Genomic DNA, 21,217 nt, shown 5'->3' on the forward strand with positions numbered 1-21,217 from the left:
CAGGCGGTTTGTGATCCGTGGGGCTCGCGCTCATGACGGATCTGGCGAGCCTGCGGGCGCAGCGGCGCGATCTCTACCAGTTCATCGTGCGGCGCACGCGCGATCCGGCCGCCGCCGAGGATCTGGTGCAGGAGACCTTCGAGCGCCTGCTGGCCTATGAGCGCGCCCGTACGATCGCCGATCGGGCGGCGCTGGGCTATCGCATCGCGCTGAACCTGGTGCGCGATCACTTCCGGCGGGCCCAGCGGCGGCCGGCCGAGACGCTCGACGACGACATCCCCTGCGAAGCCCCCGCGCCGGAGCAGATCCTGATGCATCGCCAGAAGGTCGAGGTGTTCAGCAAGGCGCTGGACGCCATGCCGCCGCTTCGGCGGGACGTGTTCATCCGCCGGCGCCTGCATGGCCAGTCGTCGCGCCAGATCGCCGACGAACTCCGGCTGAGCGAGGCGGCGATCGACAAGCACGTGGCGAGGGCCTTGGAGCAGTTGCAGCGCGAGGTCGCCAAGGCTGAACGCCGGGCGGGAGGTCGCCGATGAGCCGCGCCCGCCGGGACGCCGCCGTCTGGGCGGCGCGTCGCCTCGACGCTCAACGGCGGGACGAGGCCGCCTTCGAGACCTGGAAAACGTCCGACCCGGCCCACCCCGGCGCCTTCGAGCAGGTGTGGGAGGTCAGCCAGGACCCGGCCCTGATCGAGGCCCTGAAGCTCAGCGAACAGCGCCGCGCGGCGCCGCGTCGCCCGGCCTGGCCGCTCGCGACGGTCGCGGCCGGCCTGGCCGCCTGCGTCCTGGCCCTGACCCTGGCCTGGCCGCGGCTCGAACTGATGACGGTGACCCCGCTGTTGCTGGAGACCTCGCCGGGCCAGCATCGCGACGTGACGCTGGCCGACGGCAGCAGGCTCACCCTGGATGGCGCGACGCGGTTGGAGGTTCGCCTGGCGCGTCACCAACGCGAGGTGCGGCTCGATCGAGGCGAGGCCTTCTTCGACGTGGCGCACGACGCGCGGCGGCCCTTCACGGTCAGGGCGCCCGAGGGCTCGGCCCGCGTGCTGGGAACGGCCTTCGACCTTGAGCGCGTTCAGGGACGACTTGAGCTGTCGGTACATCGTGGCCGCGTGCGGCTGGCGCCGGTCGGTCTGATCCACCGCACCGCCGACCTGACGGTGGGCCAAAGGGCGTTCGCCAAGGAAGGGCGTCTCTCGGTGATCCGGACCTTCGACCCCGCCGCCGACGACTGGCGCAGCGGCTGGCTGGAGACGGAGGGGCTGACCCTGGACCGTCTGGTCGAGCGCCTGAACCGGACATCGCCGAAGCCGATCGTCATCGGCGACCCGGCCCTGGGCCGTCAGCGTGTAGCCGGGCGTTTCCGTCTCGACGATCCCGACGCGCTGGTGCGCAATCTGGCGCTGATGCACGGCTTCACCGTCCGTCAGTCGGCGGAGGGTCTGGTCCTGGCGCGCTGAGCGCGTCGCCGAAACTTCACAAAATTCCCTGTCCGAGTCTTGCGCCCTCCAGCGTCTTCCCGGCCGAAGCCGGCGACCACGCCGGACGAAATCGGGGATGACATGATGACTTCGAAGACCTGGATCCCGCGCGGCGCCGTCTCGGCCCTGGCGCTGCTGGCCGCGAGCTCGGCCGTCGCCGCGCCGGCCGAGCAGCCGACCCTGGCCATTCCGGCCGGCGACCTGGCCTCGGCCCTGCCGAATTTCTCGCGCGCCACCGGGCTGCAGGTCATGGCCGATCCGGCCCTGCTGACCGGCAAGCACACCGACGGGGTCCACGGCCGTTTCGACGCCGAGCGCGGCCTGACCCAGCTGCTGCGCGGCACGGGTCTGACTTTCATGCGCAGCGGCGGCGCGGCCATCCTGCGCCCCGCGGCCCAGAAGATCTCGACCGCCCGCGCGCCCGCCGCCGCCGCCGTCGCCGCTCGCGCCGAGACCGCCGCCGCCCCGATCGAAGCGCCCGCGACCGTGGACGCGGTCGTCGTCAACGGCTTCGCCAATTCGCTGACCCGGGCGCTGTCGGAAAAGCGCAAGGCGGCGAACGTCGTCGACGCCATCTCGGCCGAGGACATCGGCAAGTTCCCGTCCAACAACATCGCCGAAGCCCTTCAACGCGTGCCGGGCGTCGCCATCACCCGCGACCGGGGCGAGGGCCTGTTCGTGCGCGTCCGGGGCCTTGGTCCCAACTTCCAGATCGTGACCCTGAACGGCCGCAGCGCCGCGGTGAACGAGAACATGCGCGACAGCGGCCAGAGCGGCCGTCAGTTCCGCTTCGACACCCTGCCGTCGGAACTGGTGGCGGGCGTCGAGGTCGGCAAGACGCCGCTGGCCTCGCTGGACGAGGGCGCGATCGGCGGCGTCGTCGACATCCGCACCTTTCGCCCGCTAGACCTGGGCCGCAGCACCCTGGCCCTGTCGGCCACCGGCAGCCGTCCCGAACTGGCGGACAAGACCGATCCGCGCGTGTCGGGCCTGGCCAGCTGGACCAACGCCGCGGGCACCTTCGGCGTCTTGGCGGCGGCGGTCTATGACGAGCGCACCCTGCGCCAGGACCGCGTCACGGGCGTGGGCTGGAGCTATCCGAACGCCAGCACCACCCTGGGCAAGAGCCTGCTCGCTCAAGGCGTGACCCTGTACGCGACCAACATCCGCCCGACGCTGGAGCGCGAGAATCGCAAGCGCAAGGGTCTGGTGCTTTCCGCCCAATACCGTCCCAGCGAGGCGACGGAAATCACGCTCGACGGCAGCTACACCAAGCTGGACGACCACTATGACGAACTGACCTATTCGGTCGATCCGGACCTCTCGACCCTGGTCGCCGGCTCCGCCGTGATCAAGGACGGCGTCATGACGGGCGGCACGGCCAACGCCAACAGCCAGATCGGCCACGAGGTCAGCGACCTCGCCCACGACAACATGATGGTCGCCGGCAAGATCCGTCAGAAGCTGGACGCATGGACGTTCACCGGCGATCTGGCCTATGCCCGCGCCTATTCGGAGACCTCCAAGCCGATCACCCGCACCCGCTTGCAGGGCGCGATGGGGCAGGCGGCGTTCAATCTGCCCAAGGCCGGCGAAGCGCTGCCCCAGGTCAAGCTGCTGACGGCCGACCTGAACAACCCCTCCCTGTTGCCGTTCCGCCGAATTGAGTGGCGCATCAACAACGCGACGGACGACGAGACCGCGCTCCAGTTCGACGCCGAGCGTCCCGTGAGCTTCGGCCCGGTCAGCCGGCTCCAGTTCGGGGTCAAATACCGGGAGCGCTCGCGATCCTATAATCGCGCGGACATCAACTATACGACCAACCTGACGGGCAAGTTCTTCGGGGCGGACTATTTCGACCCGTTCCCGGTGAGCAACTTCCTGGGCGGCGCCTCCGCCGGCCTGCCGACGGCCTGGGCCGTGCCGGATCCGGCCGCGTTCTGGGCCGTGCGCGATCCGAACCAGAAGGGCACCGCCCGCGCCGACCAGCGCAACTCGTATCGCGTGTCCGAGAAGATCGCCGCCGGCTATGCCCTTGGCGACATCGATACGACCCTGTTCGGCGCGGCCCTGCGCGGGCAGGTCGGCGCGCGGGTGGCTCAGACCAAGCAGGTCTCGTCCGGCTATGCCGACAACGGCACGGCGGCGCTGCCGGTCCGTTTCGAGAAGACCTATACGGACGTCCTGCCGACGGCCAACTTCGCCCTGGAGCTCACGAACCGCCTGCAGGCCCACGTGGCCGCCGCCAAGGTGATCACCCACCCGTCCTTGGCCGACCTGGCCCCGCGCCTGACGCTCAACTCCGGGACCCTGCTGACCGCCGTCGGCGGCAATCCGCTGCTGAAGCCGTTCGAGGCCTGGCAGTATGACGCGACCCTGGAATGGTACTTCGCCCCGGGCAGCGCCCTGATCGGCGGCGCCTTCTACAAGGACATCACGACCTTCGTTTACAGCCAGAACACCAACATCGTCATCGACGGCCAGACCTATGTGCTGACCTCGCCGACCAATGGCGGCAAGGCGACGATCAAGGGCGTCGAGCTGGCCTATCAGCACCTGTTCAAGAGCCTGCCGGCTCCGTTCGATGGTCTGGGCGTCTTGGCCAACTACACCTACACCGACACCGAGGCGACCTATTCGCCGACCCTGCGGGACGAGATGGTCAATGTCGCCAAGAACAGCTTCAACCTGACCGGCTTCTACGAGAAGGGGCGCTTCGCGGCCCGGGCCAGCTACAGCTGGGTCGACGACGTGCTGCAGGACGTCGGCGGCGCCGGGCTCTCGGCTCTGAACGACAAGGCGTTCGGCTCGCTGGACGCCAGCATCAGCTACAAGATCACGCCCCGGATCACGGCGGCGATCGAGGGCCAGAACCTGACCGACGCCTCCCAATGGCAGTTCGTCAAGGGCGGCTGGTTCGGCGGCTACACGCGCTATGGCCGCACGGTGAGCTTCGGCCTGCGCGCCCGCTTCTAAGCGACTTCAGCCTATCCGCCTTGGCCCGCGCGCGCGTCGCGCGGGCCTTTGTTTTTGGACGTTTGCGTCCGCGCGAAAGCGCGGCCTTAAAGTGGCCTGACCACTCTTTGCAAATTGACAGGCCAATCCGGATTGGCCATGGATGGACGAGCCAGGCGGACGGGCGGCCAGCGCTTTAATGAACAATAAGAACGGGTAGGAAGATCAATGACCTGGCGCTCGGCGCGGCTGCGCATCCTCCTGCTGGTGATCGTCGGCACGATCATCAACTACATCGCGCGCAATTCGCTGGGCGTGCTGGCGCCGCAACTGAAACAGCACTTGGCGATCACGACCGAGCAATACAGCTATGTCGTCGGCGCCTTCCAACTGGCCTATACGGTGATGCAGCCGATCGCGGGCCTGCTGATCGACAAGATTGGCCTGACCGCCGGCTTCGCCCTGTTCGCCCTGGCCTGGAGCCTGGCCAACATGGCGCACGGCGCGGCCCGAGGCTGGCTGTCGCTGGCGGCGTTTCGCGGCATGCTGGGCATGGCCGAGGCGGCCGCGATCCCCGCCGGCATGAAGTCGATCGGCGAGTGGTTCCCCGACCGCGAGCGCTCCGTCGCCGTCGGCTGGTTCAACGCCGGCACCTCGCTGGGCGCCGTGATCGCTCCGGTGCTGGTGGCCCTGGTGGCCAAGACCTGGGGCTGGCAGTCGGCCTTCGTGGTCACGGGCGCGATCGGCGTGGTGTTCGCCGGCGTCTGGTGGCGGTTCTATCGCTCGCCGACTCAGGCCTCGTACGTCTCGACCGAGGAACTGGCTCAGATCCAGGCGGGCCAGCGTCCGGTTCCGGCCAGCGCCGTCACCCTGCGCGCCATCGCCGCGACCCCGCGCTTCTGGGCCATCGCCGTGCCGCGTTTCCTGGCCGAGCCGGCCTGGCAGACCTTCTCGTTCTGGATCCCGCTGTATCTGGCCAAGGAGCGGGGCATGGATCTGACCCACATCGCCCTGTTCGCCTGGATGCCGTTCCTGGCCGCCGACGCCGGCGGCATCCTGGGCGGCTATCTGGCGCCGCTGCTGCAGAAATGGCGCGGCCTGTCCCTGGAAGGCTCGCGCATCGCCGGCATCACCCTGGGCGCGGTGCTGATGATCGCGCCGGGCTTCGTCGGCCTGGTCGGCCATCCGATGGCGGCCATCGCGCTCCTGGCCATCGGGGGCTTCGCCCACCAGGTGATCTCGGTGTTGATCAACACCCTGTCGGCGGACGTCTTCCCCAAGGGCGACATCGCCAAGGCCAATGGCCTGGTCGGCATGGCCGGCTGGACCGGCGGGCTGCTGTTCTCGCTGGCGATCGGGCAGCTGGCCGACAAGATCGGCTTCGCGCCGCTGTTCGCGTGCCTGGGCGTCTTCGATCTGCTGGGCGCGGCCTGGCTGTTCGCCATGCGCCGCCATCTCGTCGTCAAGGAAGCCTGACCATGCGCAAAGCCAGCCTGGCCAAGCCGCCGCTCTTCGCCCTGGCCGAGCGCGAGGGACCCCGGGTCACCCTGCGCGCCGACACCGGCGCCGTGGCCCATGTCTTCGTCCTGGAGGAGGACGTGGTCCGCGTCCTGCTGCTGGCGAACGGAGAGGTGACCTCGCCGCCGAGCTGGACGATCGCGCCAGGGCAAAGCGACATCGCCGAGCCGGGCCGCGACCGGATGGACGTCTCGGGCTTTTCCGCCCCCGCCTTCACGTTGGACGAGGCGGACGGGGTCCTGGTCGTCGCCACCGGGCGTCTGCGTCTGGAGATCACCCTGGCCGGCCTCTTCTGTCGCTGGTCGCAGGCGGGCGCGGACGGCTGGCGCGTCATCGCCGAGGACCGCCCGACCCAGGCCTATAACTTCGGCTGGTGGGACGAGGGCGTCTATCACTACGTCAAGCGCCAGCCGGGCGAGCGCTATTACGGCCTGGGCGAGCGGGCCGGGGCGATGGACCGCGCCGGGCGGCGCTTCCGCCTGACGAATCTGGACCCGATGGGCTACGACGCCTCGGCCGACGATCCGCTCTACAAGTCGATCCCCTACGTCCTGGTGGTCGACGCCGAGGGCGCGGCGCACGGGGTGTTCTACGACACCATGGCCGACCCGGTGTTCGACTTCGGGCACGAGCACGACAACTACCACCCCCACTATCGGTACATGCGGGCCCAGGGCGGCGATCTCGACTACTACATGATCGCCGGACCCGACGCCCGAGAGGTCACGCGGCGCTACACCTGGCTGACGGGGCGGCCGGCGCTGATGCCGCGCTGGGCCGTGGGCTATTCCGGCTCGACCATGACCTACACCGACGCGCCGAACGCCCAGGAGCGCATGGGCGAGTTCATCGCCGGCGTGGAGCGTCACGACATCCCGTGCGAGTCGTTCCACCTGTCGTCGGGCTACACCTCGATCGGCGACAAGCGCTACGTCTTCCACTGGAACCGCGACAAGTTCCCGGACGTGGAAGGTTTCGTGCGGGGCTATGCCGAGGCCGGTGTCCAGCTGGTCCCGAACATCAAGCCGGCCCTGCTGGTCAATCACCCGCGCTACGACGAGCTGGCCGCCAAGGGCTGGTTCGTGCGCGACGCCGACGGCGATCCGATCGTCTGCCAGTTCTGGGACGAGGTCGGCAGCTATGTCGATTTCACCCACCCCGAGGCCGCCGCCTGGTGGCGCGCCCAGGTGACCGAGCAGCTGTTGGCCCACGGCATGCGCTCGACCTGGAACGACAACAACGAGTACGAGATCTGGGACCAGCGGTCGCGCATCCACGGCTTTGGCCAGCCGCGCGCGGCGGCGGGCGAGCGCCCGGTCCAGACCCTCCTGATGATGCGCGCCAGCCGCGCGGCCCAGATCGCCTATCGCCCGGACGAGCGCCCTTACGTCGTCACGCGCTCCGGCATGGCCGGCATGCAGCGCTACGCCCAGACCTGGTCTGGCGACAATTACACCGCCTGGAAGACCCTGCGCTTCAATCAGAAGATGGGCCTGGGCCTGGCGCTGTCGGGGGTCTCGAACACCGGCCACGACATCGGCGGCTTCGCGGGACCCGCGCCGGAGCCGGAACTGCTGCTGCGCTGGGTGCAGGCCGGGATCGTGATGCCGCGCTTCTCGATCCACAGCTGGAACACCGACCGCACCGTCAACGAGCCCTGGATGTATCCTGAGGCGACGCCGGCCATCGTCGGCATGATGAAGCTGCGGCGGGCGCTGCAGCCGCTGCTGCACGAGCTCTTGTGGCGTCACCACGCGGACTACGAGCCGGTGACCCGGCCGCTCTGGCTGGATTTCCCGGACGATCCGAAGGCCTGGGACGATGGCGACACCTACCTGCTGGGTCCGGACCTGCTGGTCGCCCCGGCGCTGGACCAGGGCGTCGAGACCGTGCGCGCCTATCTGCCGGCCGGCGCGACCTGGCGCGATCTGCGCGACGATAAGGTTTATGCGGGCGGCGCGGAGCACGACCTCGCCGCGCCGCTGGAAGGCCTCCCGCCGATGCTCGTCCGTGAAGGCGCGGGCGTGTTCCTTGATGTCGCCCCGGCGGGCTTCGTCGCCGCGCCGCCCGAGCCGGCGGTGCTGCTCTATCCGCCGACGAGCGGGGCGATGGCCTGGCGCGGCTTCGACGAGGCCGACGCCGGCTGGCGCGATCCGGACGCGCCGCAGGGCTGGCGCGTGACCGTCGAGGCCGGCGCCGAGGTTCTGGAGGTCACGGCCACCTGGGTCGGCGAGGTCCCGCCGCCGGCCAAGGCGCTGAAGCTCGTCCTGCCCGCCGCCGAGACCCGGACCGTGGTCCTGAACGGTAAGGCCGTGACTCCTAGCCTCGACGAGGTGCTGGGCGTGTCTCGCGGCGTGCTTACCTGGAGCTTGTGAAGCCCTCCTCGTGTCATCCCGGAAGCCTCGAAGAGGCTATCCGGGACCCAGGGGCCACAAGCGCGGCGTTACCGCACCCCTGGGTCCCGGCTATACGCTTCGCTTCGGCCGGGATGACACAATAGGTTTGCCTACGGCGCGAACTTCATCGCCTTGAGCCACAGCGCGTACTGGTCGAACCAGGCGTCGCTGGTCGTGCCGTGCGGCTGTGAGGCGAAGCCGTGGCCGCCGGCGCTGTAGAGATGCAGCTCCACCGAGCCGCCGGCGCGCCGCCAGTTGTGGATCAGGCTGAGATCCTGCGATCGGAAGAAGCGGTCGTCGGCCGCCAGGGCCGCGAACAGCGGCGGGGCGTTGGCGGGAACCGTGCTCGACTCCGTGGGGCCATAGATCATGCCGGCGAAGTCGGGCCGCGCGTCGGCGGCGTTGGCCTGCAGCGCGCCCAGCGTCGTCATCGCGCCGGCCGAGAAGCCGAGAATGCCGACCCGGGCGGGATCGACGCCCCAGTCGCGGGCGTGCGCGCGGACGGCGCGGATCGCCGCCTGGGCGTCGGCCACGGCATAGGGGATCTGCCGCGCGCGTTCCTCGGCGCCTTCGCCGCGCTGGAAGGTGGCGGCCAGGGCGGCCTTGAAGCCGTCGAAGCTGTCGGGCAGCGGCAGGGTCCGGTACTTCAGGATGAAGACCCGCACGCCCAGCGGGCTCAGGCGCTTGGCGACGTCGTAGCCTTCGTTGTCCATGGCCAGGAACTGGTAGCCGCCGCCGGGGATCAGGATCACGGCGGGCGCGGCCCGGTCGGCGGGCGGTCCGCCCGGCATCAGGGTCAGGGTCGGGCGCGAGACGTTGTAGACGAGGCGCTGCTTCGGATCCTGCTGGGCCCAGGCCTCGCGCGCCGGGTTGGCCAGCGGCGTCGCCACGGGCAGGGCGAAGGTCGGCGGCTCCTTCGGCGTCGGGATCGCGGTGACGCCATTGACCCATTCGCCAGGCGCGGCGTGGGCGCCGAGGGCGAGCAGACACGCCGACGCGCCGGCCACGAGGCCCAGCAGGCGGCGGGAGAGGGCGTTGTTCATGCGGGTCTCCTGATTTGGCGGGGATAAAAGAAGGCTTTGCTCACGTTGAGTGTGGCGGCGGGGCCGAATGGAAATCCTCGTCCCCCCCGGGTCCGGCGGCGCCGGCCCGAGGACATGCTTCGACAAGCTCAGGATGAGGATTTTGCGCCAGCGGAGCCGACAGTTGTCCTCACCCTGAGCCTGTCGAAGGGCGAAGACAGCCAAAAAAAGGGGGAGCAGGCATGGCCCGCTCCCCATCGCAGGGTCGTTCGGGGAGGAACGAGTCCTAGAACTTGGTGTCGACCTTGACGCCGAAATAGCGGTCGCTTTCGCGCGACAGGATCTGGGTCACCAGGTGGACGCCATACGAGCCGAAGCCGTCGGCGATGCCCGACACGAAGTGCTCGTTGAACAGGTTGTTGACGAAGACCGTGGCCTTGACGTTGCCGCGTTCCACCGCCGCCGAGGCGTTCAGCAGGCCATAGGCCTTCTGCTCGGCCAACGGGTTGCCCAGCAGGTCGAAATTGACCTTGCTCTGGTACTGATAGTTGACCGTGAACACGCCCTTCAGATCGCTGGCCAGGTCACGCGTGACCGTGCCGCCCAGATTGATCTTGAACTTCGGGCTGTTGGGCAGCTGGGTGTTCGAGCGATCCTGGACGTTGCCCAGGCCCGGCGGGTTCACCGACGGCGCGCAGCCGACGCCGGTCGCCGCCTGGCCCGGATAGCAGGCCGCGTTCGGGAACGAGACCACCTTGGCGTCGGTATAGGCGGCCGAGGCGTCCAGGCGCAGCCATTCGACCGGCATCGCCTGGGCTTCGACTTCCAGGCCCTTGGTGCGCAGCTTGCCGACGTTGTTCAGCTTCTGCTGCAGCGCGCCGTTGATGTACTGCGACGACTGGGCCTGGAAGTTGTTGTAGTCGGTCAGGAAGGCCGCGACGTTCAGCTGGACGCGGTTGTCGAAGAAGCGGCTCTTGATGCCGCCTTCGTACGAGGTCGACTTCTCGGGTTGCACCGGGTTCTGGGTGCGCAGCGGGGTGTAGCCGGACGAGATGTCGTAGGCGAAGCCCTTGTAGCCGGTGGCGACGCTGGCGTAGCCCGACACGCGCGGCGCCAGTTCCTGGTTCAGCGACAGCTTCCAGGTGGCGACGGTGTCGGTGTTGGTGCCGGCGCACAGCTGGCTGCCCGCGCCGCAGGTGCCGATGCTGGTCGGCGAGGTATAGACGGTGGCCGTCGGCAGCAGGTTGACGAAGCTGTCCTCGATACGCTCCTTGTTCAGACGGACCGCGCCGCTGACCGTGGTGTTGGTCGGGAACTTGTAGTCGACGCCGGCGAAGGCCGCGATGCTGCGGGTGCTCTGCCAGCCGCTCCACTTGGCCAGGATCAGAGCCGGGCCGCGCTGGAACTCACGCGTGGTCTTGGCGTCGGCGTAGAAGGCGCCGAGCACGTAGGACAGCGGACCCTCGCCCTTCGAGGTCAGGCGCACTTCCTGGGTGAACGACTTGGCGTGATACGGACCGGAATTGCTGACGCCGGCGCCCGGCGAGATCGGGTTGGTGACGTTCGGCGCCGCGCCGTTGACCGCCAGATCGGTGCCGTCGACATCGGCCGAGAAGTTGTACTTCCAGTCCTGGTACGAGGTGACCGAGATCAGGCTGGCGAAGCCGAGATCATAGGCGAGCTTGCCGCTGAAGCTGGCCTGCTTGTTGTCGTTGAAGGCGTCGTTGTCGACCCGGACCTTGCGGTTGTCCGCGCCGGGGGTGATGCCGACCAGGGCGGGCGCGATCGGCACGCCGTTGTACTTCGGGATCACCGGCGTGGTGGCCCCGGCGGGGATGTAGTTCAGGTCGATGAAGCGCAGCGGCGCCGCCGTGCCGTTCGACTTGGACTTGGCGTAGGAGCCGTTCAGCGACAGCACCAGCTTGTCGGTCAGGTCCGAGCGCAGCTTGGCGCGCACGCCGTAAGAGGTGTTGTCGTTCAGCCTGTGGCCGTTGCTCAGGTTGTCGACGTTGCCGTCCCAGTGGCTGTAGTAGGCGCCCAGGCGGAAGCCGGTCTTGTCGCTGATCGGACCCGAGATCGCGCCGTCGGCCTTGTAGCCGTGATCGGTGGTGGCGGTGGCCGAGGCGTGGCCGCTGAACGCGACCGAAGGATCCTTGGTGACGATGTTGATGGCGCCGGCGCTGGCGTTCTTGCCGAACAGCGTGCCTTGCGGGCCGCGCAGCACCTCGATGCGCTCGACATCCGACAGGTTGTCGAAGGCCTGGGCCTGCTGCACCACCGGCACGTCGTCGATGATGACCGCCACCGACGGCTCGACGCCGATCGAGAAGGCGTAGGTGCCGATGCCGCGCAGGATGATGGCGTTGTTCGGCGCGGCCGTGCTCTGCGTCAGGGTCAGCGAGGCGGCGGCGCGGGTCAGGTCGCTGAACTCGGCGATGCGCTGGTTCTGGATCGTCTCGCCGGTCAAGGCGGTGACGGCGACCGGCACGCTCTGCAGATTGGCCGAGCGCTTGGTGGCGGTGACGACGACCTCGGCGAGGCCGGTGACCTCGTTCTTCTGCTGCGCCGCGGCCAGGCTGGGCGCCGCCAGGACGCTCGCGGCCGCGCCCGCGAGCAGGATCATCTTGTACATGTTACCCTCCCTAAGTCTTTGATTTTAGTTTATTTAAGCTTTGCTATATCTTTAGCCGCAACTGGTCAAGCCAATCCGCAAAGTGGCTGAACAGTTTTCGACGGTGTCGTATTTCTGTCTCATGCGGCGTGCGCCTGAGGCTGATAGAGAGTCCGGGCGACGGCGTCGCGCCATCCCTCCAGACAGCGCGCGCGCGCCGGCGGCGTCATCGCGGGATCGAAGCGCCGGTCGAGACGCCAGCTTCGGGCGATCGTGTCGAGGTCGGGCCAGAGCCCCGCGCCCAGGCCGGCCAGGAAGGCGGCGCCCAGGGCGGTGGTCTCGATATTGACGGGGCGCTCGACGGGGGCGTCGATGATGTCGGCCAGGAAGGCGCAGAGCCAGGCGTTGGCCGCCATGCCGCCATCCACCCGCAGGGCGCTGGGACGCGAGGCGCCGTCGGCGAACATCGCCGCGATCAGGTCGTGGGTCTGGAACGCCACCGACTCCAGCGCCGCCCGCGCCACGTGGGCGGCCGAGGTGTCGAGGGTCAGGCCGTGGATCAGGCCTCGGGCCTGCGGGTCCCAGTAGGGCGCGCCCAGGCCGACGAAGGCCGGCACCATGTAGACCCCGTGGCCGTCCGGCACCTGGGTGGCCATGCTCGAGGTGTCGGAGGCCCGCACGATCAGGCCCATCTGGTCGCGCAGCCACTTGATGGCCGCGCCGGCCACGAAGATCGAGCCTTCCAGCGCATAGACCGGCTGGCCGCCCAGGCGGTAGGCGACCGTGGTCAGCAGGCGGGTGTTCGAGGCCACCGCGCGCGTTCCGGTGTTCATCAGCATGAAGCAGCCGGTGCCGTAGGTCGCCTTGACCATGCCCTCGCCGAAGCACGCCTGGCCGATCAGCGCCGCCTGCTGGTCGCCGGCCATGCCGCGGATCGGCACGGGGACGCCGAACAGCTCGGCCGCCGTCTGGCCGAAGTCGCCGCAGTTGTCGCGCACCTCCGGCAGCAGCGAGGCGGGGATGTCGAACAGGCGCAGCAGGTCCTCGTCCCAGACCTGGCGGTGGATGTCGAACAGCAGTGTCCGCGAGGCGTTGGTCGCGTCGGTGGCGTGGACGGCGCCGCCGGTCAGGCGCCAGAGCAGGAAGCTGTCGATCGTGCCGAAGGCCAGCTCGCCGCGCCCGGCCGCGTCGCGCGCGCCCGGGACATGGTCGAGGATCCAGGCCAGCTTGCTGGCCGAGAAATAGGGGTCCAAACGCAGGCCGGTCCGCGCCTGGATCAGCGCCTCGTGGCCCGCGCGCTTCAGCGCCTCGCACTGTTCGGTGGTGCGGCGGTCCTGCCAGACGATGGCCGGATGGATGGCCTGGCCGGTGCGGCGATCCCAGACCACCACGGTCTCGCGCTGGTTGGCGATGCCGATGGCGGCGAGGGCTTCGGCGGCGACGCCGGCCGCCGCGACCGCGGCGCGGGCGGTGTCCACGACGTCGCGCCAGATGGTCTCGGGATCGTGCTCCACCCAGCCCAGGTTCGGATAGCTCTGGGCGAACTCGCGTTGATCCAGCCCCGCCACCGCGCCCTGGTCGTCGAAGACGATGGCGCGCGTGCTGGTCGTGCCCTGGTCGATCGCCAGGATGTAGCGGCCGGCGCTCATGCTTCCAGCGCCTTCATCGCGGGCGCGTCGGCCTTGCCGGCCAGATAGGCCTCGAGCCGGGCGACCGCCTCGCGCGGCAGATGCAAGCCGAGCTTGCTGCGGCGATAGAGGATGTCCTCGGCCGTGCGGGCCCATTCCTCGGCGACCAGATAGTCGACCTCGGCGGCGTAAAGCCCCGCGCCGAAGGCCTCGCCGAGATCCTTGGGGCTCGTCGCGCCGGCCATGAACCGCCGCGCGCGCGTCCCGTAGGAGCGCGCCAGGCGCAGCGCCAGGTCGTCGGCGAGGAACGGGAACTCCGCGCGCAGCGCCTGGGCGAGGGCGCGCTGGTCCAGGTTCGGCACGTCGCCGCCGGGCAGGACGGCGCCGCGCGTCCAGGACGGTCCGGCGTGGGGGAAGAAGGTCGCCAGCCGATCCAGCGCGTGGTCGGCCAGGCGGCGATAGGTGGTGATCTTGCCGCCGAACACCGACAGCACCGGCGCGGCGCCCTCCGGCGCGTCGACCTCCAGCACATAGTCGCGCGTCACGGCCGAGGCGTCGTCGGCCTGGTCGTCGAACAGCGGGCGCACGCCGGCATAGCTCCAGACCACGTCGTCTGGCGTGGTGGGACGGGTGAAGTAGCGATTGAGGCTCTCGCACAGATAGTCGACCTCGGCGTCCGAGATCCGGGCCGGTCCCGGCGCGGCGTCCCAGGCGACGTCGGTGGTGCCCACCAGGGTGAAGCGATCCTCGTAGGGGATGGCGAACACGATCCGGCGGTCGGGGTTCTGCAGCATGTAGGCGTGATCGCCCTCGAACAATCGGGGCACCACGATGTGGCTGCCCTTGATCAGCCGGGTCCCGCTGCCGCCGGCCACCTTCAGGGCGCCGCCCAGCACCTCGGACACCCAGGGGCCGGCCGCGTTGACGATGGCCCGGGCGCGGACCTTCCTGGCCGGCCCGTTCTCGGGCTCGAGCAGCGCCTCCCAGGATGCGCCGCTGCGGCGGGCCGAGACCAGCTTGGTTCGGGTCTCGATCTGGGCGCCGCGCGCGCGCGCGTCCAGGGCGTTCAGGGTCACCAGCCGCGCGTCGTCGACCCAGCAGTCCGAATAGACGAAGGCCTTGCGGTAGTCGGGCCGCAGCGACGCGCCCTCCAGCGCGCCCTTCAGGTCGAGGCCGCGCGAGCCGGGGAGGCGACGACGGCCGCCCAGATGGTCGTAGAGAAACAGGCCCAGCCGCACCAGCCAGGCGGGGCGAGTGGCGTGAGCGTGGGGCAGCACGAAGCGCAGCGGCCAGATGATGTGCGGGGCCATGGCCAGCAGCGTCTCGCGCTCCTCGAGCGCTTCGCGGACCAGCCGGAACTCATAATATTCGAGATAGCGAAGGCCGCCGTGCACCAGCTTGGTGCTGGCCGAGGACGTGGCGCTCGCCAGGTCGTTCTGTTCGACCAGCAGCACCGACAGCCCGCGACCCGCCGCGTCACGGGCCACGCCCGCGCCGTTGACGCCGCCGCCGACCACCAGAAGGTCGAACTCCATCCTCACGCTCCTCCCTTATTTTGCGATCTCGTTAGCGCATTGGGCTTCAATTCGCAAATTCGAAATCAAAAAGCGAAACCAAACGTGAAAAGGCGCGCGCGAATGCGAAAGCAACGCGCGAGCGCGCTGGTCAAAGACTCCGCCGACGCGCTAAGCGGAGGGGGGAGGTGCGTTGATGGCCGTCGAGCAGCGTCACGAGGCGATTCTGGGGCTCGCCCGCAAGAGCGGTCGGGTGACGGTCGAGGCCTTGGCCGACCAGCTCCAGGTGTCGCGCCAGACGATCCGCAAGGATCTCAACGACCTCTGCGATCAGGGCCTGCTCAATCGCGTCCACGGCGGCGCGGTGATCGCGGCCGGCGGGGTCGACAATCTGGAGTACGAGGCGCGGCGCGTGCTGGCGCGAGAGGCCAAGGAGGCCATCGGCGCCGCCGCCGCGGCGCTGATCCCCGAAAAGGCCTCGCTGTTCATCAATATCGGCACGACGACCGAGGAGGTGGCCAAGGCCCTGCAAGGGCGCACGGGCCTGCTGGTCATCACCAACAACCTCAATGTCGTCGACATCCTGGCCGCCTCGCCCGGCATCGAGGTGATCGTCGTGGGCGGCCGGGTCCGCAGCGCCGACCGCGCCTCGGTCGGGGCCTTCGCCGTCGACTTCATTCGCAACTTCAAGGTCGATTTCGCCGTCATCGGAGCCTCGGCCATGGACGAGGACGGCTCGCTGCTCGATTTCGACATCAACGAGGTGCAGGTCTCGCAGACGATCATCCACAGCTCGCGGCGGGTGATCCTGGTCGCCGACAGCCAGAAGCTGGGCCGGCCCGCGCCGGTCCGGATCGGACATATCGGCGACGTCCACGTCTTCGTGACGGATCGCCTGGACAGTCCCACCCTGGCGGCGCGCTGCGAGGCCCAGGGCGTGCGGGTGATCGAGACGGGCGCGGCCAGCGCCTGAGGACCGCGCTCTAGCCGGGGTCCGACGCGGCGAGCTCGACGGCGATCGCCCTCAAGGCTCGGACCACGGCGCTGCGTCGGCGGTCCCGCTGGCAGACGAGATAACCGCGCAGGGGCTGCTCTCGCACCAGGCCCGACAGCGGGCGATAGACGATGCGCGGATCCGGGGGGCACTCCGACGAGAAGAACACGGCGACCCCCAGGCCCAAGGCGACGGCCTCGCGGATCGTCTCGCGGCTTTGCAGCTCCAGGGTCTCGCGCGGCTCGACGCCGGCCGCGCCCAGGGCCTGTTCGGTGAAGGCGCGGGTCTTGGAGGTGGCCTCGCGGACCAGCAGCGTCTCCTCGGCCAGCCGGTCGATCGGCGCCGTCTCAAGGGCCGCCAGCGGATGGCCGTTCGGCAGGACGACGACCAGGCGGTCCGTATAAAGGGGATCGTAGGTGAACTGGCCGTCGGCCGGGGGATCGCTGGCCACCGCCGCGTCGATCTCGGCGTCCGCCAGCCAGCGCATGGTCTCGCGCGAATTGCCCATCCTGGCCTGGACGAGGGTCTTGGGGCTGATCGCCTTGAAGCGGGCGATGACCCGGGCGACCTGCGGCGGACAGTCGCCGCCGATCCGCAAGGTCCCGCCGTCCAGGCTGACGGCCTCGCCCAGCATGTCGTCGACATCCGCAGCGGCCGAGAACAGCCGCTCGGTCAGGGTGAACAGGTCCTGGCCGGCCGCGGTCAGCTTCAGCGGCGACCGCCGGTTCTCGAACAGATTGACGCCGTGCCGCGCCTCCAGCGCCTTCAGCTGCTGGGACAGGGTCGGCTGGGCGAGGTTGAGGCGGCGCGCGGCGCGGGTGACGCTGCCTTCGAGCGCGATCGCGTGGAAGGCGCGCAGATGCTGATAGTTGGCGGCCATGGTGGAGCTTTCCCATAGGCGCGCGGTATGACGCCGCCGTGAACCTCGATGATCGCCGCCGCGCCCATAGGTCCGGCCTATGCCCCCCATCCATCCAAACACTTTGCCTCGGCCCTGCCCGGCGCTGCATCGTGGCGAATGTGGACGCCGATGGCGGCGCCGATCCCGGTCAAGGACGACGAGGGTGGAACAGCAATTCGATCTGGCCGTGGTCGGGGCGGGTATCGTGGGCCTGGCCCACGCCCTGGCCGCCGCGCGCCTTGGCAAGCGGGTGGTGGTCATCGACCGCGACGCCCAGGCCAACGGCGCGTCCGTCCGCAATTTCGGTTTCGTAACGGTCACCGGGCAGGCGCGGGGCGAGGTGTGGCGGCGCGCGCGGCGCTCCGCCCAGGTCTGGGACGAGATCGCCGGTCCGGCCGGGATCGCGGTGTTGCAGCGCGGCCTGACCATGGTCGCCCGCCGGCCCGAGGCCCGCGACGTGCTGCGGGCCTTTCTCGACACCGAGATGGCGCAGGGCTGCGCTTGGCGCGAGGCCGACGACCTGGCCGACCGGATGCCCCGGCGCGGCGCGGTCTTGGGCGCCCTGACCAGTTCCGTCGATCTGCGCGTGGAGTCTCGCACCGCGATCCCGCGCCTCGCGACGTGGCTGGAGGCGGCCCACGGCGTCACGTTCCGGCGCGGCGTGGCCGTTACCGATGTCGAGACCGGCCGGGTGGAGACCTCGGCGGGCGCGGCGCGGGCCGACGCGATCATCGTCTGCCCCGGCGACGACCTGACGACCCTGTTCCCCGACAGCTTCGCCCGCGCCGAGGTGACGCGCTGCAAGCTCCAGATGCTGCGCCTGGCCGATCCGGGCTGGCGGCTGCCTTCGCCGGTGATGTCCGATCTGGGGCTCGTGCGCTATCTCGGCTATGCCGAGCTGCCGCAGGCCGGCGCGCTGCGGGCGCGGCTCGAGGCCGAGCAGGGCGAGCATCTGGCGCACGGCGTCCATCTGATCGTCACCCAGAGCGCCGACGGCTCGCTGGTGGTCGGCGACAGCCACCACTACGCCGCCACGCCCGATCCGTTCGCGCGCGAGGATGTCGACGCCCTGATCCTCGACGAATTCGCCCGGGTCTTCGGCCAGGCGCCGCCGCCGGTGGTGGAGCGCTGGACCGGCACCTACGCCTCGGCGGCCAGCCACAGCCTGGTCGAGGCCCCGCTGCCGCGCGTGCGCCTGGTGACCGTGACCAGCGGCACCGGCGCCTCGACCGCCTTCGGCCTCGCCGAGGAGGTGATCGCCGGCCTCTATGACCTGCCCCGCCAAGGAGCCGCCGCATGACCCGTAGTTCCATTGAGGCCGTCGTCTTCGACTGGGCCGGCACGATGATCGACTTCGGCTGTCGCGCGCCCGTCGTGGCCCTGCGCGACGTCTTCGCGGACGCCGGGGTCGAGATCTCGGAAGCCGAGGCCCGCGCCGATATGGGCAAGGCCAAGAAGGACCATATCCGGTCCCTGCTGGCCATGCCGCGCGTCGCCGACCTCTGGCGCGCCCGCCACGGCGCGGCCTCGACCGAGGCCGATGTCGACCGGCTTCACGACGCCGTCGAGCCGATGATGCGGGCCGCCGCCCGCGAGTGCGCGCGCCTGATCCCCGGCGCCGCCGAGCTCGCCGCCGACCTGCGGGCGCGCGGCGTCGGCATCGGGTCCTCGACGGGCTATACGCGCGCCATGATGGCCGACATCCTGCCGCTGGCGGCCGAGCAGGGCTACGCGCCCGACGTGGTGGTCTGCGCGGGCGAGACGGCCGCCGGGCGGCCCTCGCCTCTGATGATGTGGAAGGCCCTGGTCGAGCTCGGCGCCTGGCCGGCGCGGGCGTGCGTCAAGGTCGACGACGCGGTGGTCGGGATCGCCGAGGGGCTGGAGGTCGGCGCCTGGACCGTGGGCCTCTCGGCCTCGGGCAATGGCGTCGGCCTGGACGCCGAGAGCCTGGCGGCCTTGCCCGTCGAGGAGCGGGCGGCGCGGGTCGAGGCCTCCGCCAAAGCCCTGCGCGAGGCCGGCGCGCACTACGTCGTGGAGAGCGTGGCGGACCTGGGTCCAGTGCTCGCCGACATCGAGGCGCGCATCGCGCGCGGCGAGCGCCCCTGACGCGGCGTTCGACCTTTCGCGCGCCCCATTCCGGCGGGGCCATGATTTGCGCGCCCAGGACGCTGACGTTACGATAGGTGTGAAGGAGCAAGCCCGTCTTGTCCAGGACCAAGGGCGCCAAGGACCTCGATCATGAGGTCAAGCGCAAGGAGCTGTTGGAGAAGATGACCCTGCGCCTGGTGGCGCGGGCGGGCGAGCGCGTGAGCTTTCGCGACCTGGCGGCGGCTGCCGGCGCCTCGCCCCCGACCTTGCGGCATTATTTCGGCGACCGGCGCGCCGTGCTCGACGCGGTGCTGGCCGAATGCCTGCGCCGGGGGCGGCTGGGACTGGACGCCCAGCGCGAGACCGACCTGCCCTTCGCCGAGTCCATCCGGGCCTATGCGCGCGGCCTGGTGAATGCATTGCGGGCCGAGAAGTCGGTGCGCCTGGGCGATGTCTTCGCGCTCAGCCTGGCGGAAGGGCTGATCGATCCCGCCTACGGCCGTCCGGCTCTGGAGCACATCGTCGAGCCGACCTTGCAGGCGCTGGAGGCGCGGCTCGCCCTGCACATCGCGCGGGGCGAGATGCGCGCCGACGCCGATCCGCGGATGGCCGCGCTGCAACTGGTGTCGCCGCTGCTGCTGGCCTGTCTGCACCAGGACCAGCTGGCGGGCGCCGACCTGCGCGTCCTTGATGTCGAGACGCTGATCAACACGGCCTGCGACGTCTTCGTGCGGGCCTTCGCCATCGCGCCCGCCGCGAGCCCCCGCCCCGCCGGGGCCGCGAGAGCCTTGGCTGCGGCAAATACGTAGCCTCCTTTCTTTATACCAATTGGTACATTAAATTCCCGGCGATCGGTTCGATCGAAGGGAAGGCTTCGCATGGCTGTGGTCGAGGGCGAGAACCAAGGCGCCGCGCTGGCGAGCACCATGAGCGTGCTGGGCGCGTTGGGTCTGGCGCCTTTCGTCGCGCCGCCGCTGGCGGTGTTCGCCGGACTGATCGCCCCGCCGGTGGCCTGGGTGGCCCAGGCCGCTTACGCCTCGGCGATCCTGGCCTTTCTCGCCGGCACCCGCGCCGCCCACGCCGCCTTGGGACCTCATGCGGACAGGACGTCGCTGCTGATTTCGATGCTCCCGCCGCTGGTCGGCTTCGCGGCGGCCGCCGTGGTCGCTCGCGACAGCGCGGGCCTTGGCGCTGTCCTGGGCTTGCTCGCCCTGGCCTTGGCGCTGGCCCTGCACGGCGTCTGGGACGTCACGGCGGCCGCGCTTCCGGACTGGTATCGGAGGCTGCGCGCGCCGCTGACGGTCGTGGCCTGCGGGGCGCTGCTGCTCGGCGCCTGGGGCGCGGGGCTGGTCGCGTGACGTCGCGCGTCGCCGTCGTCGTCGGGGCTAGCGGAGGCCTTGGCCGAGCGCTGTTGACTCGCCTGGCCGCCGAACCCGGACGCGCGTTCGTCGTCGGCGTCGGCCGCCGGCGCCCCGCCGATTGGCCCAGCGCGCCGCGCACGCCCTTCATCGAGGCCGACCTGTTGGACGAGACGGCGCTGGCGGCCCTGGCCGAAACCCTCTCGGGGATGGGCGTGGTCGATCTGATCCTGATCGCCACGGGCCTGCTGCACGAGGACGGCGTCACGCCGGAAAAGACCATGCGGGCGATCGGCGCCGAGACCCTGTGCCGGCTGTTCGAGGTCAATGCGATCCTGCCCAGCCTGGTGGCCAAGCATCTGGCCCCGCTGCTGCCTCGCGACGAGGCCAGCGTCCTGGCCGCGCTTTCGGCGCGGGTCGGCAGCATCGGCGACAACCGTCTGGGCGGCTGGCACGCCTACCGCGCCAGCAAGGCGGCGCTGAACATGATTTTCCGCTGCCAGGCGCTGGAGCTTCGCCGCGAGCGCCCCCGCGCGGTGTGCGTCGTGCTGCACCCGGGCACCGTGGCCACGGCGCTCAGCGCCCCGTTCGCCAAGTCCTCCCGCGCGATGATCAGCGCCGACGACGCCGCGGAGCGGCTGCTGAAGGTCCTGGCCCGTCTGGAGCCCGCCGATAGCGGCGAGTTCTTCGCCTATGACGGCGAGCGCATCCCTTGGTGACCCGCCCGTGTTCTCCCCCTCCGCCAACCGCAT

Annotated in this window: 16 protein-coding genes; 11 read left to right on the forward strand and 5 right to left on the reverse strand. The window is 70.1% G+C overall.

Features of this window, described 5'->3' with window-relative positions; genetic code table 11:
- Nucleotides 1-32: 32 nt before the first annotated feature.
- From Q0V34_RS04685 to Q0V34_RS04705, 5 genes are all read left to right on the forward strand, one after another.
- The gene (locus Q0V34_RS04685) at nt 33-536 is read left to right on the forward strand and encodes an RNA polymerase sigma factor (RefSeq protein ID WP_297508495.1); all 504 of its coding nucleotides are present in this window, start codon (nt 33-35) and stop codon (nt 534-536) included.
- Entirely contained in the window at nt 533-1,459 is a 927-nt protein-coding gene (locus Q0V34_RS04690) for a FecR family protein (RefSeq protein WP_297508497.1), read from the forward strand. The genes Q0V34_RS04685 and Q0V34_RS04690 overlap by 4 nt, the downstream gene beginning before the upstream one ends.
- 105 nt (nt 1,460-1,564) lie before the next feature.
- Nucleotides 1,565-4,456, forward strand: coding sequence for a TonB-dependent receptor (locus tag Q0V34_RS04695; protein WP_297508499.1), 2,892 nt, complete (start codon nt 1,565-1,567; stop codon nt 4,454-4,456).
- Nucleotides 4,457-4,663: 207 nt separating this feature from the next.
- Nucleotides 4,664-5,911 (forward strand): MFS transporter, encoded by a 1,248-nt coding sequence (locus Q0V34_RS04700; RefSeq protein WP_297508502.1) that lies wholly within the window; start codon nt 4,664-4,666, stop codon nt 5,909-5,911.
- Between the two features lie 2 nt (nt 5,912-5,913).
- Entirely contained in the window at nt 5,914-8,328 is a 2,415-nt protein-coding gene (locus Q0V34_RS04705) for a TIM-barrel domain-containing protein (protein WP_297508505.1), read from the forward strand.
- 131 nt (nt 8,329-8,459) lie between these two features.
- Here the strand turns inward: Q0V34_RS04705 and Q0V34_RS04710 are convergent, their stop codons facing one another.
- The 4 genes from Q0V34_RS04710 to Q0V34_RS04725 all read right to left on the reverse strand — a co-directional run bounded on the left by Q0V34_RS04710 (nt 8,460) and on the right by Q0V34_RS04725 (nt 15,145).
- Nucleotides 8,460-9,392: an alpha/beta hydrolase gene (locus tag Q0V34_RS04710; protein WP_297508508.1), complete on the reverse strand. Its 933-nt coding sequence runs from the start codon at nt 9,390-9,392 to the stop codon at nt 8,460-8,462.
- Nucleotides 9,393-9,657: 265 nt separating this feature from the next.
- The gene (locus tag Q0V34_RS04715) at nt 9,658-12,003 is read right to left on the reverse strand and encodes a TonB-dependent receptor (RefSeq protein WP_297508511.1); all 2,346 of its coding nucleotides are present in this window, start codon (nt 12,001-12,003) and stop codon (nt 9,658-9,660) included.
- 119 nt (nt 12,004-12,122) lie between these two features.
- Nucleotides 12,123-13,631 carry a glycerol kinase GlpK gene (gene glpK / locus Q0V34_RS04720; RefSeq protein ID WP_297508515.1) on the reverse strand — a complete coding sequence of 503 codons (1,509 nt, stop codon included), beginning with the start codon at nt 13,629-13,631 and terminating at the stop codon, nt 12,123-12,125.
- A complete protein-coding gene (locus Q0V34_RS04725; RefSeq protein ID WP_297508518.1) occupies nt 13,628-15,145 on the reverse strand; it encodes a glycerol-3-phosphate dehydrogenase in 1,518 nt (505 codons plus the stop codon). Before Q0V34_RS04725 ends, glpK begins: the two co-directional genes overlap by 4 nt.
- Nucleotides 15,146-15,320: 175 nt before the next feature.
- On the opposite strand from Q0V34_RS04725, the gene Q0V34_RS04730 reads away from it, so the two are divergent.
- Nucleotides 15,321-16,097, forward strand: coding sequence for a DeoR/GlpR family DNA-binding transcription regulator (locus tag Q0V34_RS04730; RefSeq protein WP_297508521.1), 777 nt, complete (start codon nt 15,321-15,323; stop codon nt 16,095-16,097).
- Between the two features lie 10 nt (nt 16,098-16,107).
- Here Q0V34_RS04730 and Q0V34_RS04735 read toward each other — a convergent pair whose 3' ends face one another.
- Complete coding sequence (locus Q0V34_RS04735; protein WP_297508524.1) at nt 16,108-16,998, reverse strand: LysR substrate-binding domain-containing protein; 891 nt, start codon at nt 16,996-16,998, stop codon at nt 16,108-16,110.
- A gap of 184 nt (nt 16,999-17,182) precedes the next feature.
- Here Q0V34_RS04735 and Q0V34_RS04740 point away from each other — a divergent pair, with 184 nt between their 5' ends.
- From Q0V34_RS04740 to Q0V34_RS04760, 5 genes are all read left to right on the forward strand, one after another.
- Nucleotides 17,183-18,319 carry a TIGR03364 family FAD-dependent oxidoreductase gene (locus Q0V34_RS04740; RefSeq protein ID WP_297508526.1) on the forward strand — a complete coding sequence of 379 codons (1,137 nt, stop codon included), beginning with the start codon at nt 17,183-17,185 and terminating at the stop codon, nt 18,317-18,319.
- A complete protein-coding gene (gene phnX, locus Q0V34_RS04745; RefSeq protein ID WP_297508528.1) occupies nt 18,316-19,125 on the forward strand; it encodes a phosphonoacetaldehyde hydrolase in 810 nt (269 codons plus the stop codon). Before Q0V34_RS04740 ends, phnX begins: the two co-directional genes overlap by 4 nt.
- 98 nt (nt 19,126-19,223) lie before the next feature.
- A complete protein-coding gene (locus tag Q0V34_RS04750) occupies nt 19,224-19,916 on the forward strand; it encodes a TetR/AcrR family transcriptional regulator (protein ID WP_297508531.1) in 693 nt (230 codons plus the stop codon).
- A 69-nt stretch (nt 19,917-19,985) separates the two neighbouring features.
- Complete coding sequence (locus tag Q0V34_RS04755; protein ID WP_297508534.1) at nt 19,986-20,465, forward strand: DUF3429 domain-containing protein; 480 nt, start codon at nt 19,986-19,988, stop codon at nt 20,463-20,465.
- Complete coding sequence (locus Q0V34_RS04760; RefSeq protein ID WP_297508536.1) at nt 20,462-21,184, forward strand: SDR family NAD(P)-dependent oxidoreductase; 723 nt, start codon at nt 20,462-20,464, stop codon at nt 21,182-21,184. Before Q0V34_RS04755 ends, Q0V34_RS04760 begins: the two co-directional genes overlap by 4 nt.
- Nucleotides 21,185-21,217 lie beyond the last annotated feature (33 nt).

The sequence above is a fragment of the uncultured Caulobacter sp. genome (assembly GCF_947036865.1).
Taxonomy (GTDB): Bacteria; Pseudomonadota; Alphaproteobacteria; order Caulobacterales; family Caulobacteraceae; genus Caulobacter.